The 15,219-nt window shown below is 62.6% G+C and carries 12 protein-coding genes; 9 read left to right on the top strand and 3 right to left on the bottom strand.

Going from position 1 to position 15,219, the window contains the following annotated elements; translation table 11 throughout:
- Positions 1-129: 129 nt before the first annotated feature.
- The 9 genes from EQW76_RS22015 to EQW76_RS21980 all read left to right on the top strand — a co-directional run bounded on the left by EQW76_RS22015 (position 130) and on the right by EQW76_RS21980 (position 10,738).
- Positions 130-927 carry an NAD(P)-dependent oxidoreductase gene (locus EQW76_RS22015; RefSeq protein ID WP_142831328.1) on the top strand — a complete coding sequence of 266 codons (798 nt, stop codon included), beginning with the start codon at positions 130-132 and terminating at the stop codon, positions 925-927.
- Positions 928-1,324: 397 nt separating this feature from the next.
- Positions 1,325-1,414 carry a K(+)-transporting ATPase subunit F gene (kdpF, locus tag EQW76_RS22010; RefSeq protein WP_111221508.1) on the top strand — a complete coding sequence of 30 codons (90 nt, stop codon included), beginning with the start codon at positions 1,325-1,327 and terminating at the stop codon, positions 1,412-1,414.
- A 33-nt stretch (positions 1,415-1,447) separates the two neighbouring features.
- Positions 1,448-3,151 (top strand): potassium-transporting ATPase subunit KdpA, encoded by a 1,704-nt coding sequence (gene kdpA / locus EQW76_RS22005; RefSeq protein ID WP_143123246.1) that lies wholly within the window; start codon positions 1,448-1,450, stop codon positions 3,149-3,151.
- A 10-nt stretch (positions 3,152-3,161) separates the two neighbouring features.
- Positions 3,162-3,317 carry a hypothetical protein gene (locus tag EQW76_RS29455; RefSeq protein ID WP_162854780.1) on the top strand — a complete coding sequence of 52 codons (156 nt, stop codon included), beginning with the start codon at positions 3,162-3,164 and terminating at the stop codon, positions 3,315-3,317.
- A gap of 43 nt (positions 3,318-3,360) precedes the next feature.
- Positions 3,361-5,427, top strand: coding sequence for a potassium-transporting ATPase subunit KdpB (gene kdpB, locus EQW76_RS22000; protein ID WP_142831326.1), 2,067 nt, complete (start codon positions 3,361-3,363; stop codon positions 5,425-5,427).
- A 55-nt stretch (positions 5,428-5,482) separates the two neighbouring features.
- Positions 5,483-6,049 (top strand): potassium-transporting ATPase subunit KdpC, encoded by a 567-nt coding sequence (kdpC, locus tag EQW76_RS21995; RefSeq protein ID WP_142831325.1) that lies wholly within the window; start codon positions 5,483-5,485, stop codon positions 6,047-6,049.
- Positions 6,050-6,099: 50 nt separating this feature from the next.
- Positions 6,100-8,811 carry a sensor histidine kinase KdpD gene (locus tag EQW76_RS21990; protein ID WP_142831324.1) on the top strand — a complete coding sequence of 904 codons (2,712 nt, stop codon included), beginning with the start codon at positions 6,100-6,102 and terminating at the stop codon, positions 8,809-8,811.
- Complete coding sequence (locus tag EQW76_RS21985; protein ID WP_142831323.1) at positions 8,808-9,500, top strand: response regulator transcription factor; 693 nt, start codon at positions 8,808-8,810, stop codon at positions 9,498-9,500. The genes EQW76_RS21990 and EQW76_RS21985 overlap by 4 nt, the downstream gene beginning before the upstream one ends.
- Before the next feature lie 176 nt (positions 9,501-9,676).
- Positions 9,677-10,738, top strand: a complete 1,062-nt coding sequence (locus EQW76_RS21980; protein WP_142831322.1) for an aldo/keto reductase — start codon at positions 9,677-9,679, stop codon at positions 10,736-10,738.
- A gap of 45 nt (positions 10,739-10,783) precedes the next feature.
- Here the strand turns inward: EQW76_RS21980 and EQW76_RS21975 are convergent, their stop codons facing one another.
- The 3 genes from EQW76_RS21975 to EQW76_RS21965 are packed head-to-tail and all read right to left on the bottom strand — an operon-like array spanning position 10,784 to position 15,217.
- On the bottom strand, positions 10,784-12,634 hold the full coding sequence (locus tag EQW76_RS21975) for an ABC transporter ATP-binding protein (protein ID WP_142831321.1): 1,851 nt from the start codon (positions 12,632-12,634) through the stop codon (positions 10,784-10,786).
- A gap of 35 nt (positions 12,635-12,669) precedes the next feature.
- Positions 12,670-13,428: a DUF1028 domain-containing protein gene (locus EQW76_RS21970; RefSeq protein WP_142831320.1), complete on the bottom strand. Its 759-nt coding sequence runs from the start codon at positions 13,426-13,428 to the stop codon at positions 12,670-12,672.
- 1 nt (position 13,429) lies between these two features.
- Positions 13,430-15,217: a gamma-glutamyltransferase family protein gene (locus tag EQW76_RS21965; protein ID WP_142831319.1), complete on the bottom strand. Its 1,788-nt coding sequence runs from the start codon at positions 15,215-15,217 to the stop codon at positions 13,430-13,432.
- Positions 15,218-15,219: the final 2 nt, after the last annotated feature.

The raw sequence follows: 15,219 nt of genomic DNA, 5'->3' as shown, positions 1-15,219 counted from the left end.
CGATCTGCAAGACTTCTATCGTGGAAATGCCTATATCATATCGGCGACATAAGCCATGACGAAGCTGCATCGTTGACGCAAATCCGCCAACATGTATGATGAGTTGGAATGGGTTTGGAGGAGTTGGATATGAAGAGATTGCTGGTGACCGGCGCTGCCGGCGGTTTGGGCCGGGCAATGCGCACACGTCTGGCGTCGATGGCGGATGTCATCCGGCTGTCGGATATCGTCGAGCTCGGTAAGGCTGAAGCCCACGAGGAAGTGGTGACCTGCGACCTCAGCGATGCCGAGGCCGTCGATCGGCTCGTGGAGGGTTGTGAAGGTATCCTGCATCTGGGCGGCATCTCCGTCGAAGACAAGTTTTCCAAGATCCTGAATGCCAACCTGCTCGGCCTCTACAATCTCTACGAGGCGGCCCGTGCCCACGGAAAGCCGCGCATCCTGTTTGCGAGCTCGAACCACACCGTCGGTTTCTACAGGCAGGATCAGCACCTCGACACAGTCGCGCCGATGCGCCCCGACGGGCTTTATGGCGTGTCGAAATGTTTCGGCGAGGCCCTCGCGCACATGTACTTCGACAAGTTCCAGCAGGAGACTGCCATCGTGCGGATCGGCAGCTGCATGGAAAAGCCATCCAATCATCGGATGCTGTCGACTTGGATGTCCTTTGACGATTTTGCCAGCCTGATCGGCTGCGTCTTTCGCGCGCCGATGCTGGGATGCCCGATCATCTGGGGCGTGTCGGACAATGACAGCCGCTGGTGGGACAATTCCGCCGCCTCCTTCCTGGGTTGGCATCCGAAGGACAATGCCGAGCGCTTTCGTGCCGAGCTGGACGCGGCCGTCGTTCGCCCCGATCCCCGTTCGCCCATGGCCGTCTACCAGGGCGGGCAGTTCACGCAGGATCCGATCTTCGTCGAGGATTGAGGCAACTCTGCCCACCCGCTAAACCCGGCTGCCTCCTCGAGACAGCCCGCAGTCGCGGCCTCTGCTCGCGGCTGTGTCACACGCATGCCGCATTTTTTTTGCGAGCGCTCTCTGCCCCGAGCCCACGCAGACTGCAAAACCTCCAAATCTTTATAGCTTTTTTATATGGGCCGCCGCGATCACGTCTCGAACGTTTATGCGGATCGGGTACATATCATTGGTGCGGGAAGCGCGTGCTTTCTCGCCGGGCGTAAGCCCTGTGGCTCCCTGTTTCTCGACAATCTGAAAGGACATGCGCGCGATGGATATCGCCATGCTTGGCATCGTCATCATCTTTTTCGGGCTTTGTTTTGCCTACACCAAAGCCTGCGACCGTCTCTGAAGAGGAATAACACCCATGCTGTTCGACTACATTTTGAGCGGTGCGGTGACCGTCTTCCTGACGGTCTATCTCACCTATGCCCTCATTCGCCCAGAGCGCTTCTGATCCGCCCGGCGCCGGGACCTGAAAGATAACCCCATGACCCTCAACGGATGGCTTCAGATCCTGCTTTTTTGCGGGATCGTCATAGTGCTCGTCAAACCGCTCGGCGGTTACATGACCCGCGTGTTTGCGGGCGAGCGCACTTACCTCTCGATCGTGCTCGGCCCTGTCGAGCGCGGCCTTTACCGACTTGCTGGCACCAGCGAGCGCGAGGAGCAGCACTGGACCTCCTATGCGTTCTCATTGCTGATGTTCAATCTTCTCGGCGTCGTCGTGCTCTATGCACTGCAACGCTTCCAGGCGGTGCTCCCCTACAATCCCGCCGGCATGGCTACCGTGCCGACAGACCTGTCGTTCAACAACGCCGTGAGCTTTGTCACCAACACCAACTGGCAGAACTACGGCGGCGAAAGCACAATGTCGTACCTGACACAGATGGCAGGCTTCACGGTCCAGAACTTCCTGTCGGCAGCGACCGGCATGGCCATCGCGATGGGCCTCATCAGGGGCTTTTCGCGCGCCTCCGGTAAGGCGATCGGCAATTTCTGGGTCGATATGACCCGCGCCACATTCTACATCCTGCTGCCGATCTGCATCGTCATGACGCTGGTCTTCGTCTATCTCGGCGTGCCGCAGACGCTGGGCGCCTATGTCACGGCAACGACGCTCGAAGGCGCGCAGCAGACCATCGCTGTCGGCCCGGTCGCCTCGCAGCTGGCGATCAAGATGCTCGGCACTAATGGTGGCGGCTTCTTCAATGCCAACTCAGCCCACCCGTTCGAAAATCCGGATGCGATTTCCAATCTCATCCAGATGGTGTCGATCTTTGCCATCGGCGCGGCCCTCACCAATGTCTTCGGCCGGATGGTCGGCAATCAGCGGCAGGGCTGGGCAATCCTCGCAACGATGGGCATCCTGTTTGTCGTCGGTGTCGGTGTCACCTACTGGGCCGAGGCTGCCGGTAATCCCTTGATGCATGCCTTCGGTCTGCAGGGCGGCAACATGGAAGGCAAGGAAGTGCGCTTCGGCGTGGTGCTTTCCTCGCTCTTCGCCGTCATCACCACGGCGGCCTCATGCGGCGCGGTCAACGCCATGCATGGTAGCTTCACGGCGCTCGGAGGCCTTATTCCGCTGATTAACATGCAGCTCGGCGAAGTCATCGTCGGCGGCGTCGGCGCAGGCTTCTACGGCATCGTGCTGTTCGTGATCATCGCCATCTTTGTTGCCGGCCTGATGGTCGGCCGCACGCCGGAATATCTCGGCAAGAAGATCGAGGCCAAGGAAATGAAGATGGCGATCCTTGCCATTCTTTGCCTGCCGACCGCGATGCTGATCTTCACGGCGATTGCCTCCGTGCTTCCGAGCGCCGTTGCCTCCATCGGCACGGCCGGGCCGCATGGCTTCTCGGAGATCCTCTATGCCTACACCTCGACGGCTGCCAATAACGGTTCTGCCTTCGGCGGCCTCTCGGGCAATACGCCCTGGTACAACATCACGCTTGGCATCTCGATGCTGATGGGTCGCTTCCTGGTGATCATCCCGGCTCTGGCGATTGCCGGATCGCTGGTCACCAAGAAGCGGGTCCCGTCGTCCGCCGGGACATTCCCGACCGATGGTCCGCTGTTCGTCGGCCTACTTGTCGGCACGATCGTCATCGTCGGTGGCCTGACCTTCTTCCCGGCGCTGGCGCTCGGACCGGTGGTCGAGCATCTGATGATGATCGCCGGACAGACATTCTGAGGTCTTCCAGATGATCCTGCGACACATGCTGCGCAAACGTACACGCCCTCGCGCCGGTTCGCCGGCACGAGGGCCGGCAGCCACGACCCGCGCCTCGGACGTCATCCTGATGATGATGGCCATCCTGCTGGTCGTGCTTGCCGCTTTCAAAATCCTTCACGGCTGACCGGCCCATCCGATCACGCTTCCTCTTTCGCTGGAGTCTCTCAATGAGCCAGGCAAAATCTGCGAGTATCCTCGATAGTCGCATTCTCATACCCGCCATCGGCGGTGCATTCGCAAAGCTTAACCCGCGTACGCTTTCCAAGAACCCGGTCATGTTTGTCGTTGCGACAGTTTCCCTGCTGACGACGGTGCTGTTCATCCGTGATCTGGCCACCGGCGGAAGCAATCTCGGCTTTTCGCTGCAGGTCAATATTTGGCTCTGGTTCACGGTCCTGTTTGCCAATTTCGCCGAAGCTGTTGCCGAAGGGCGCGGCAAGGCGCAGGCGGCCTCGCTGCGCAAATCGCGCACGGAAACCCAGGCCAAGCTGCTGCAGTCGGGAAGCCGGGATGCCTTCACCATGGTGTCTGGCACGAGCCTCAAGGTCGGCGATGTCGTGCTGGTCGAGGCCGGTGACATCATCCCGTCGGACGGCGAAGTGATCGAAGGCGTTGCCTCCGTCAACGAGGCGGCAATCACCGGCGAATCCGCCCCTGTCATCCGCGAGTCCGGCGGCGACCGTTCGGCTGTGACCGGCGGCACGCAGGTGCTATCCGACCAGATCCGGGTCCGCATCACCGCGGCTGCCGGCTCGACCTTCATCGACCGCATGATCGCCCTGGTGGAAGGCGCCGAACGTCAAAAGACCCCGAACGAGATCGCCCTCAACATCCTGCTCGCCGGGATGACGCTGATCTTCGTTCTCGCTACCGCCACGATCCCGAGCTTTGCCTCCTACGCCGGCGGCTCGATCCCGATCATCATCCTGGTCGCGCTGTTCGTCACGCTCATCCCGACCACCATCGGCGCGCTACTGTCGGCCATCGGCATTGCCGGCATGGACCGTCTGGTCCGCTTCAACGTGCTCGCCATGTCGGGCCGCGCCGTGGAAGCTGCCGGTGACGTCGATACGCTGCTGCTCGACAAGACCGGCACGATCACGCTCGGCAATCGCCAGGCAACATCCTTCAGGCCTGTGCGGGGTGTTACCGAGCAGGATCTTGCCGACGCTGCGCAGCTGGCCTCGCTTGCCGATGAAACGCCGGAAGGCCGCTCGATCGTCGTGCTCGCCAAGGAGAAGTACGCGATCCGTGGCCGCGACATGACGGCGCTGTCGGCCACCTTCGTGCCATTCACGGCGCAGACCCGCATGAGCGGCGTCGATGTCGATGGATCGTCGATCCGCAAGGGTGCCGTCGACTCCGTGCTTGCCTATGTCACCGGCGCCGGTGCGTCTTCCGGCAGTGCCGATCATGACGTCGTGCGCGAGTTGCAGGCTATTGCCGACGAGATCGCAAAATCGGGTGCGACACCGCTGGCCGTTGCCCGCGACGGGCGCCTGCTCGGCGTCATCCAGCTCAAGGACATTGTCAAGGGCGGCATCCGCGAACGCTTTGCCGAACTGCGCCGCATGGGCATCCGCACCGTGATGATCACGGGCGACAATCCGATGACCGCAGCGGCCATCGCTGCCGAAGCCGGTGTCGACGACTTCCTCGCCCAGGCGACGCCTGAAATGAAGCTGGCGCTGATGCGCGAGGAACAGGCCAAGGGCAAGCTCGTCGCCATGTGCGGCGACGGCACCAACGACGCCCCGGCGCTGGCCCAGGCCGATGTCGGCGTGGCTATGAACACCGGCACGGTTGCGGCACGAGAAGCGGGCAACATGGTCGATCTTGACAGCGATCCGACCAAGTTGATCGAGATCGTCGAGATCGGCAAGCAGTTGCTCATGACCCGCGGCGCGCTCACCACCTTCTCGATCGCCAACGACATCGCCAAGTATTTTGCGATCATCCCGGCCATGTTCATCGCCTTCTACCCGCAGCTGAAGGCGCTCAACATCATGGGGCTGGCCTCGACGCAGAGTGCTATCCTGTCAGCGATCATCTTCAACGCATTGATCATCATCGCCCTGATCCCGCTGTCGCTGAAGGGTGTCAAATACCGGCCTATCGGTGCCGGCGCGCTGCTCAGCCGCAATCTGCTCATCTACGGTCTCGGCGGCGTCATCGTGCCTTTCATCGGCATCAAGGCAATCGACATGATCGTCACGGCGCTTGGCCTTGCATAACCCGCGTCGCCACCGCCGCATTCTCGCTTTCACCCCAACCAGGGAGTACTCATAAATGCTGAACCAGCTCCGCCCCGCCATTGTGATGATCGTCGTGACCACGGCTCTCACCGGCCTTCTTTATCCGCTGGCAATGACCGGCGCCGCCCAGGCGCTGTTTCCGACACAGGCCGCCGGCAGTCTTGTCGTCAAGGACGGCAAGGTCATCGGCTCCAGGCTGATCGGACAGGCGTTTGCCAGCGACCGATATTTCCACGGACGTCCGTCTGCTGCCGGCGATGGCTATAATGCTGCCAGTTCCGGGGGCTCCAACCTCGGCCCGACCTCGAAGAAGCTGATCGACCGCGTGAAGGCCGACTATGAGGCCGCCAAGGCTACTAATCCGAATGCAGAGGTGCCCGCCGATCTCGTGACCGCTTCCGGCAGCGGCCTCGATCCGGCCATTTCTCCGGAGGCGGCATACTTTCAGGTACCCCGGATTGCCAAGGCTCGCAACTTGGACGAAGCCAAGGTAAAGACGTTGATTGACACTGTCGTCCAGGGCCGCGAACTCGGCATTCTGGGCGAGGCCACGGTCAACGTTCTGGCTCTCAACCAGGCTCTTGACGCCATGGCCACCTAACAGGCCTTGGCCCGCCCCCGGGCATGGGCCAATTGCGAAAGAACGACGTCATGTCTGCAGGCGACCGCGATCAATTGCTGAGACCTTCACCCGACGCCCTGTTGGAGAAGGCCCGGGCGGAAACACGCGGTCGCCTGAAGATCTTTCTGGGTGCTGCTCCGGGGGTCGGCAAGACCTACGAGATGCTTGTCTCCGGGCGAGCCAAGATCGCCGACGGTTTCGACGTCGTCATCGGCGTCGTCGAGACCCATGGGCGCACGGAAACGCAGGCCCTGCTTTCCGGCTTCGAGATCGTCCCGCGCGTCAAGCTGCCCTACAAGGGGCAGCTGCTCGAGGAGATGGATCTCGACGCTATCCTCGCCCGGCGACCGGACTGGGTGCTGGTCGACGAGCTGGCCCACACCAACGCGGAGGGCAGCCGCCACCCGAAACGCTACCTCGATGTCAAGGAGCTGCTCGACCGCGGGATCAACGTCTACACGACCCTGAACATCCAGCACGTCGAAAGCCTCAACGACGTCGTATCGCAGATCACCCGAATCCGGGTTCGCGAGACAGTTCCGGACTCGATCATCGACATGGCCGACGACGTCGAGATCATCGACTTGACGCCGGACGATCTCATCAAGCGCCTGCACGACGGCAAGGTCTATGTCGCCAAGACGGCGGAGCGGGCGCTGACGAACTATTTTACGCCGGGCAACCTCACGGCCCTGCGTGAACTGGCCTTGCGCCGCACTGCCCAGCGCGTCGACGACCAGCTTTTGACGCACATGCAGGCCAATGCGATTGCCGGGCCCTGGGCCGCCGGCGAGCGTATTCTCGTCTCCGTCGATGAAGATCCGCGCTCGGCATCGCTGGTGCGCTACGGGGCGCGGATGGCATCGCGCCTTCGGGCGCGGTGGTCGGCGGTCTATGTGGAGACAAACCGTTCGATCAATCTCTCGGAGACGGAGCGCGACACGATCGCGGCCACCCTGAGGCTTGCCGAACAGCTGGGCGGCGAGGCGATCACCATTCCGGGGCGGGACGTCGCCGAGGAACTGCTGCAGCACGCCGCCAGCCAGAACGTCACCCATATCGTCACCAGCGCACCGCGCAAGCGGCGCTGGCGGGACACCTTCTTGGGGTCGGCATCGGACGCGCTGATCCGGCGCGCCGGCGATATCAGCGTCCACGTCATTTCCGGCAACGACAAGGATGCGCCGGTGGCAGGACGGGGTGTCGCCAGCGCCACAGCCGTTCCGTCGTTCGACTTGAAAGCCTATCTCCTTGCCACCGGTTATGTCGTCATCGCGCTGATGGTCGGCGCACTCCTCGACCAGTTCCTCGATGTCCGCAACCTGGCACTCGTCTTCCTGATGGCGGTGCTGACCTCGGCTGTCATGCACGGGCTGCGGCCAGCGCTCTATTCATCGGTGCTCGGTTCGCTGGCCTTCAATTTCTTCTTTCTGCCGCCGCGCTACACCTTCACGATCAGCGATCCCGAAAGCGTGCTGGCGCTGTTCTTTTTTTTCGGCGTGGCGATCATCGCCAGCAACCTGACGGCAACGGTGCAACGGCAAGCCGCTGCCGCCCGCCATCGCGCCCGGACCACTGAAGACCTGTATCTGTTTTCGAAGAAGCTCGCCGGCACCGGCACGCTGGACGACGTTCTGTGGGCAACGGCCTTCCAGCTGGCCTCCATGCTCAAGGTTCGCGTCGTGCTGCTGTTGCCGGAAGACGGCACGATTGCCGTCAAGGCGGGCTATCCGCCGGACGACACGCTGGACGACGCCGACATCGCGGCTGCGCGCTGGGCCTGGGATCATAACCACGCCGCCGGTCGCGGCGCCGATACGCTGCCAGGCGCCAAGCGCCTCTATGTTCCGCTGCGCACCGGCCGCTCGGCCGTCGGCGTGATCGGCCTCGACAGCGATCGGCGCGACGGCCCGCTGCTGACGCCGGAGCAGCAGCGCCTGCTGGACGCGCTGGCGGATCAGGCCGCACTCGCCATCGAGCGCATTCAGCTCGTCGGCGACGTCGACCGCGCCAAGCTTGCCGTCGAAGCGGATCGGTTGCGATCGGCATTGCTGACCTCCATTTCCCATGATCTGAAGACGCCGCTGGCGGCCATCCTCGGTGCTGCCGGGACGTTGCGCGACTATCTGGATTCGATGACTGCCGAGGACCGCGCCGACCTACTGTCGACCATCGTTGACGAATCCGAACGGCTGAACCGCTTCATTGCCAACCTTCTCGACATGACGCGCATCGGGTCGGGCGCGATGGAGCCGAACAGTGCGCTGTACTTCATAGAGGATATCGCCGGCAGCGCGCTTCGGCGGAGCGCCAAAATCCTCGCCCACCACCAGACGCAGCTGCAAATTGCCGCAGACCTGCCGATGGTGCGCGTCGATCCGGTGCTTCTCGAGCAGGTGTTCTTCAACCTCCTCGACAACGCCGCAAAATATGCCCCGGAGGGGTCGACCATCAGTATCCGCAGCTGGGCCAATCCCTACAACGTCTTCGTCGAGGTGGCCGACGAGGGACCGGGCATTCCGGGCGATGACCTCGAACGCGTGTTCGACACGTTCTACCGCGTCCGCAAGGGAGACCAGGTGCGCGCCGGGACAGGCCTCGGATTGTCGATCTGCCGCGGCTTCGTCGAGGCGATGGGTGGCACCGTCACGGCAGCAAACCGTATCGACCGGGCAGGCGCCGCCTTCACCATTCGCCTGCCGCGCGCAATCGACGCTCACCCAATGGAAGATCTCAGATGACAGGCGCAGCGATCAAGATCCTCATCGTCGACGATGAACCACCGATCCGTCGGCTCCTGCGCGTCGGGCTGACGGCGCAGGGCTACGATGTCATCGAGGCTGCCGATGCCCTCTCGGCGGCCCGGCTTGTCAAGAACGAGCCGCCTGACCTCATCATCCTCGATCTCGGACTGCCGGACAAACCCGGTCACGAAATGCTGCAGCAATGGCGCGACGAGGGGGTGATCATCCCTGTCGTCATTCTCTCCAGCCGGACGGACGAGGGCGGCATCGTCCAAGCGCTGGAAATCGGCGCTGACGACTATGTGACCAAGCCCTTCGGCGTCAACGAACTTGCCGCCCGCATACGCGTCGCCTTGAGACACCGGCTGCAGCAACAGGGTGAGAAGGCCATTTTCCAGACCGGAGGACTATCCGTCGATCTCGTCAAGCGGATCGTCCGGGTGGATGGCGTCGAGGTCAAATTGTCGCCAAAGGAGTACGACATCCTCCGCGTCATGGCGCAACATGCCGGCAAGGTGCTGACGCATCAGTTCGTCCTGAAACAGGTCTGGGGACCTGCCGCCGACGTGCAGTATCTGCGCGTCTATGTCCGTCAACTCAGGCAGAAGATCGAGGCATCGCCCGACCAGCCGGTTTATATCACCACGGAAACGGGCGTCGGCTACCGGCTGCGGGCACCCGACTGACGCATTGCACGTCTGACATCTGTAATAACGCAGGCAACTTCACCAGCAGCTGGCCCTATACTGTACATAACGTCGCATGTGTCATTTGATAAGGATGCAACTGTCGGTCTTATCATTGGTTCAGTCGGGGCGGAATTGACCGGCGATTGGAGCCGGTGCGAAAATGGGAGAGAGAAATGGAATATCGGCAACTCGGCCGTTCGGGCCTGAAAGTCTCGACGATCACGATGGGCACCATGACCTTCGGCGGTGTCGGCTGGGCGAAGACCGTCGGTGATCTCGGCGTCAACGAGGCGCGGCGCCTCGTCGATATCTGCGTCGATGCCGGCGTCAACCTAATCGACACGGCCGACGCCTATTCGCAAGGTGTCTGCGAGGAAATTCTCGGCGAGATCATCGGTGGGCCCCGCAAGAACGATGTGCTGGTCGCCACCAAGGTGCGCTTCCCGATGGGCGAAGGCCCGAACAGCAGCGGCCTCTCCCGCCAGCACCTGATCGCCGGTTGCGAAGCCAGCCTCAAGCGCATGAAGACCGACGTCATAGACCTCTATCAAGTCCACGAATGGGACGGGACGACGCCGGTCGAGGAAACCATGGAGGCGCTGGATACGCTCGTGCGTCAGGGCAAGGTCCGCTATATCGGCTGCTCCAATTTTTCCGGCTGGCACATCATGAAGGCGCTTGGCGTTGCCGAGCGTGATCGTTACCAGCGCTTTGTCAGCCAGCAGATCCACTACACGCTGGAAAGCCGCGACGCTGAAAACGAACTCATCCCGATCAGCATCGACCAGGGTCTCGGTATCCTGATCTGGAGCCCGATTTCCGGCGGTCTTCTGTCAGGCAAGCATCGCCGCAATCAGGCAGCTCCCGAAGGTACGCGCCAGTTTGCCGGCTGGACCGAACCGCCGATCCGCGACGAAGACCGCCTCTGGAAGATCGTCGACGCGCTGGTCGAAATCGGCGACAGCCGTGGCGTGTCTGCCGCCCAAGTGGCTCTTGCCTGGTTGATCGGCCGCAAGGGCGTGACCTCCGTCATCATCGGCGGCCGCACGGAAGCGCAGTTCAGGGACAACCTTGCTGCTGCCGAACTCAAGCTTACCGACGAGGAGCGGGCAGGGCTCGACAAGGTCAGCCAAGCCTGGCTGCAATACCCCTACTGGCACCAGAAAAACACCGCCACCGATCGCCTGAGCGAAGCCGACCTCAGCCTGATCGCGCCCTATCTGCAGGACGCATGATGATCACGACATCAGAGCCCGGATAGGGTCTGCGCAAACTGCCGGTCAGGCGGGCTCGTCGAGCCGCACGAGGTGACCGGCAGATACTTCGCGGTAGCTGCGTACAGGCGGCTCATAGCCGATGGCACGGATCGGGCTTCTGAGCTCATCCGTCGACATATCCCGCTTGATGCCCCGGCGCGAGGGATCGGGGACTGGAACCGCCGCGATGAGTTTCTTCGTATAGGGATGCTGCGGGTTTTCGAACACCGCCGCGCGCGGTCCGATCTCGACGATCTCACCCAGATACATCACGGCGACACGGTGACTGACGCGCTCGACAACCGCCATGTCGTGGGAGATGAACAGGAAGGCGAGGTGCAGGCTCTGCTGCAGGTCCATCAGTAGATTGCAGACCTGCGCCTTGATGGAGACATCGAGCGCCGAGACGCTCTCGTCGGCGACGATGACCTTCGGATCGAGCGCCAGGGCACGGGCGATGCAGATGCGCTGACGCTGGCCGCCGGAAAACTCGTGCGGGTAGCGGCTCATCATGTCGGCCTTCAGGCCGACACGTTCCAGCAGGTCGGCCGCCTTGTCGCGCGCCTGGGTGCGGGTCGCGAGGCCGTGCTCGATCACGGGCTCGGCGACGGTAAAGCCGATGGTCAGGCGGGGATTGAGGCTGGCGAACGGGTCCTGGAAGATCATCTGGATGCTGCGACGCATCTGGCGAAGGGCCAGTGAATCCAGCTTCATCACGTCGTAGCCGTCGAGATGCACCTCTCCGCCATCGGGCTCTATGAGACGCATGATGGAGCGCCCGGTGGTCGACTTGCCGCAACCGCTTTCGCCGACAAGCGACAGCGTTTCGCCCTGAAAAAGATCGAACGAGACGTTTTCCACCGCATGGATGGCGCCGGTCTTTCGCCCCAGCAGGCCGCCATGGATATCGAAGCGGGTGGTGAGGTTCTTGACGTCGAGGATCGGCGTCTGGCGGCGATCGACGGTGTCTGCCACCTCGCCCGGTTGCTGGAGGACACCGGTTGCCGCATCGACGACGGGGAAACGCAGCGGCCAGGCCTTGTCCGTCATCGAACCGAGGCGGGGGACGGCGGAGAGGAGAGCCCGGGTATAGGGATGCTTGCCGCGATGGAAGATATCGTCGGTCGCGCCGCTCTCGACCGCTTCGCCGCGATACATGACGATGGTGCGGTCGGAAATTTCGGCGACGACGCCCATGTCGTGGGTGATGAAGAGGACGGACATGCCTTCCTCCTCCTGCAGGATCTTGATGAGGTCTAGGATCTGCCCCTGGATCGTTACGTCGAGCGCGGTGGTCGGCTCGTCGGCGATCAACAGCTTCGGCCTCGAGGCCAGCGCCATGGCAATCATCACCCGCTGGCGCATGCCACCAGAGAACTGGTGCGGATACTCATTGAAGCGCGAGGCGGCGTTGGGAATGCGCACCTTCTCAAGGAGGCGAATGGTCTCTGCCTTTGCCTCGGCCTTCGAAATATCGCCGTGGCAGGTGAGTGCTTCCGAGATCTGGCGGCCGATGGTGAAGATCGGATTGAGCGAGGTCATCGGCTCCTGGAAGATCATCGCGACGTCCTTGCCGCGAACGCCTCTCATTTCCTTGTCGGACAGTGAAAGGATATCGCGGCCTCCAAGCAGGATGCTGCCCTCGATCCGGCTGCTGTTGGCAGCAAGCAGGCGCATGATCGACAGCGAGGTCACACTCTTGCCCGACCCGCTTTCCCCGACAATCGCCACGGTTTCACCGGGCATGACATCGAAGGAGATGTCGCGGACGACCGAACGCCACTGGCCATCGACGCGAAAAGAGGTCGTCAGATGGGAGACTGACAGCACCGGCACTGCACCGGTCATGGTCTTCTCAGCGGCTGTATCGGTCATGGAGTACCTCGATATCTGCTATGGGCGGCCGAGTTTCAAACGGATTTCGGCGAGGTGGCAAAGGAGGCCGACGATAGCCCGGCGGCCTTGCGCTCGGCCTCCATCCGCGCAATTTCCGCATCGATTGCGCTGCGGTCGATCATGCCGCTCGGGTTCTCCCGGGTTGGCGCGGTTTCGGCGACGGGCAGGTAGCGCTCCTTTGCCACGGCGTAGAGACGCCGCAGTTCGGCGAGCGGTTCGGCGTGGTCGTCGACGCGGATGTTGAGCCAGGCATAGTCCTGGTCGCGGTAAATCACGAGCGCTGCAGATTGCTGCCCGCGCTTGTCGCCGCCGGCGTCTTCGCCGGCCTGCATCGCTTCCAGCAGCCGTTCGGCCAACGGCGCTCCGGACGTCTTCTTGAATGTCTCGAGCGTTTTGGCGATCACCTGCGGGCCGGACAGCATGTTGCCGGCAACGGAAACGTTCTCGTCGACGAGATGGCCGGCCCAATCGATGCATTTTCCCCCGGTAAAGGCTGCGTTGCGGCCCTTGCCGTCGATCAGGTGCAATTGACGCTGCTCGTGGCCGTCGTCGCGATTTGTGAGTGCAGCAATGGTCTGCTGCGGCGTCTTGCCCTCGGCCAACATGATCAGGCCGTCCGTTCCATAGAGCGGGCTCGAGAAAGCCTGCGTCGCGATGGCGCCGACACCCCCGCGTATATGAGGCACGATGCTGCCGACCGCGAAAAAACGCGTGGCGACGGCGATGGCGAGGTGGCCGGTTTCGGGATCGCGGGTAACGATGGACCAGGTCATATCAACGCCCCACTGCATAGGCTTGCATTAGCCGCGGTGTGGCCGCTGCCCGGAGCAAGCCGCAGGCGTCGCGTCCGGCCGCAGTCAGCCGGCCAACGGTCCACTCGTCCGCAACCGTCAACCGGTGACCCTTGGCGCGCAGGGCTTCCAGCACCTCCGACCCGAAATTCGCCTCCACCGTCAAACCGCCTGGCTCGCGGGTGCGGGGATAGAACGAGCTCGGAAAATGGGTCGTGTGGAACAGCGGCGTGTCGATCGCCTGCTGCAGGTTCATCTTGTGGTGGACGTAGTGCAGGAAGAACACCAGCTGCCACTGGTCTTGCTGGTCGCCACCGGGCGTTCCGAAAGACAGAGCCGGGCGGCCCTCGTGGAGTGCTATCGACGGCGTCAGGGTGGTCCTCGGCCGCTTGCCGGGTGCAAGCGACGAGGGCAGCCCAGGCTTCAGCCAGAACATCTGGGCCCGGGAATTGAGGCAGAAGCCGAGGCCCGGAATGGTCGGAGACGATTGCAGCCAGCCGCCCGAGGGTGTCACGGACACCATGTTGCCCTCGCGGTCGATCACGTCGATATGCACGGTGTCGCCGCGCTTTTCGGTCAGATGCGACATGGTCGGCTCGTAGACGGCGCCCGACTTGGCAGCCGAGTTATCCAGCATGGCCATCGTCGCGTCCCACTGGGCCTCGAAACCCACAAGCTTGCCGGGGCGCAGGTCGATCGAGGCTTCGGGTGCGATCAGCTTGCGACGTTCCGCAGCATAGGCTTCCGACAGGAGGTGGTCGAGCGGTACGTCGCAGAAATCGGGATCGCCGTAGTAGACCTCGCGGTCGGCAAAGGCGAGCTTCATCGCCTCGGTGACGGTGTGGACGAAATCGGCGCCCGCCGGGTCCATCGCGGCGATATCGAAGCCTTTCAACAGCGACAGCGCCTGCAGGAAGACGGGTCCCTGACCCCAGGTGTCGGTCTTTGCCACCGTCCAGCCATGATAGTCGAACGTCTGCGGCGCCTCGACGGTCGCCGACCAGCCGGCCATGTCTTCGCCGGTCAGTACGCCCTTGTGCCTTGTTCCGCTCGCGTCCATCACCGCATTGTTGCGCACGTAGCCATCGATCGCCTCGGCAATGAACCCTTTGTAGAATGCGTCTCGGGCAGCATCGACCTGCGCCTCGCGGCCGCGCTTGCTTTCCGCCTCGGCGATAACCCGGCGCCATGTTTCGGCCAGTGCCGGCTGTCGAAAATTCGAATGTGGCTCCGGATGAGAACCGCCGGGAAGCCAGTGGGCATGGGATGTAGGCCACTCCGTTTCGAAGAATTGGGAAAGGCCCTTGATGGTTGCCGAAACCCGGGGAAGGACTGGATGGCCATTTTCGGCGTAATAAATAGCCGGCTCAAGAACATCGCGGACGGTCATCGTGCCATAGTCGCGCAGCATTAGCATCCAGCCGTCGAAGGCGCCCGGAATGACGGTCGATAGCAGCCCATCGCCGGGAATGAGCGTCAGGCCTTCACTCGTGTAGTGCTCGATGGTGGCGCCGGCCGGGGCGGGACCCTGGGCGCAGATCACCTCCACCTTGCCCTTCTTCTTCGAATAGATCAGCGCCGGCAGATCGCCGCCTGGACCGCACAGATGCGGTTCTATGATCTGCAGGACGAAACCGGTAGCAACAGCGGCGTCGAATGCATTGCCTCCCTTTTCCAGGATGCTCATACCGACCGCCGAGGCGATCCAGTGGGTGGATGTGACAACACCGAAGGTGCCGAGGATCTCGGGGCGCGTGGTAAAAGCGTTCATGG

The sequence above is a fragment of the Rhizobium sp. rho-13.1 genome (assembly GCF_007000305.1).
Classification (GTDB): domain Bacteria; phylum Pseudomonadota; class Alphaproteobacteria; order Rhizobiales; family Rhizobiaceae; genus Rhizobium; species Rhizobium rhododendri.
Note: the sequence above shows the minus strand (reverse complement) of the source record. Positions and strands in the feature narration are given on the sequence as shown.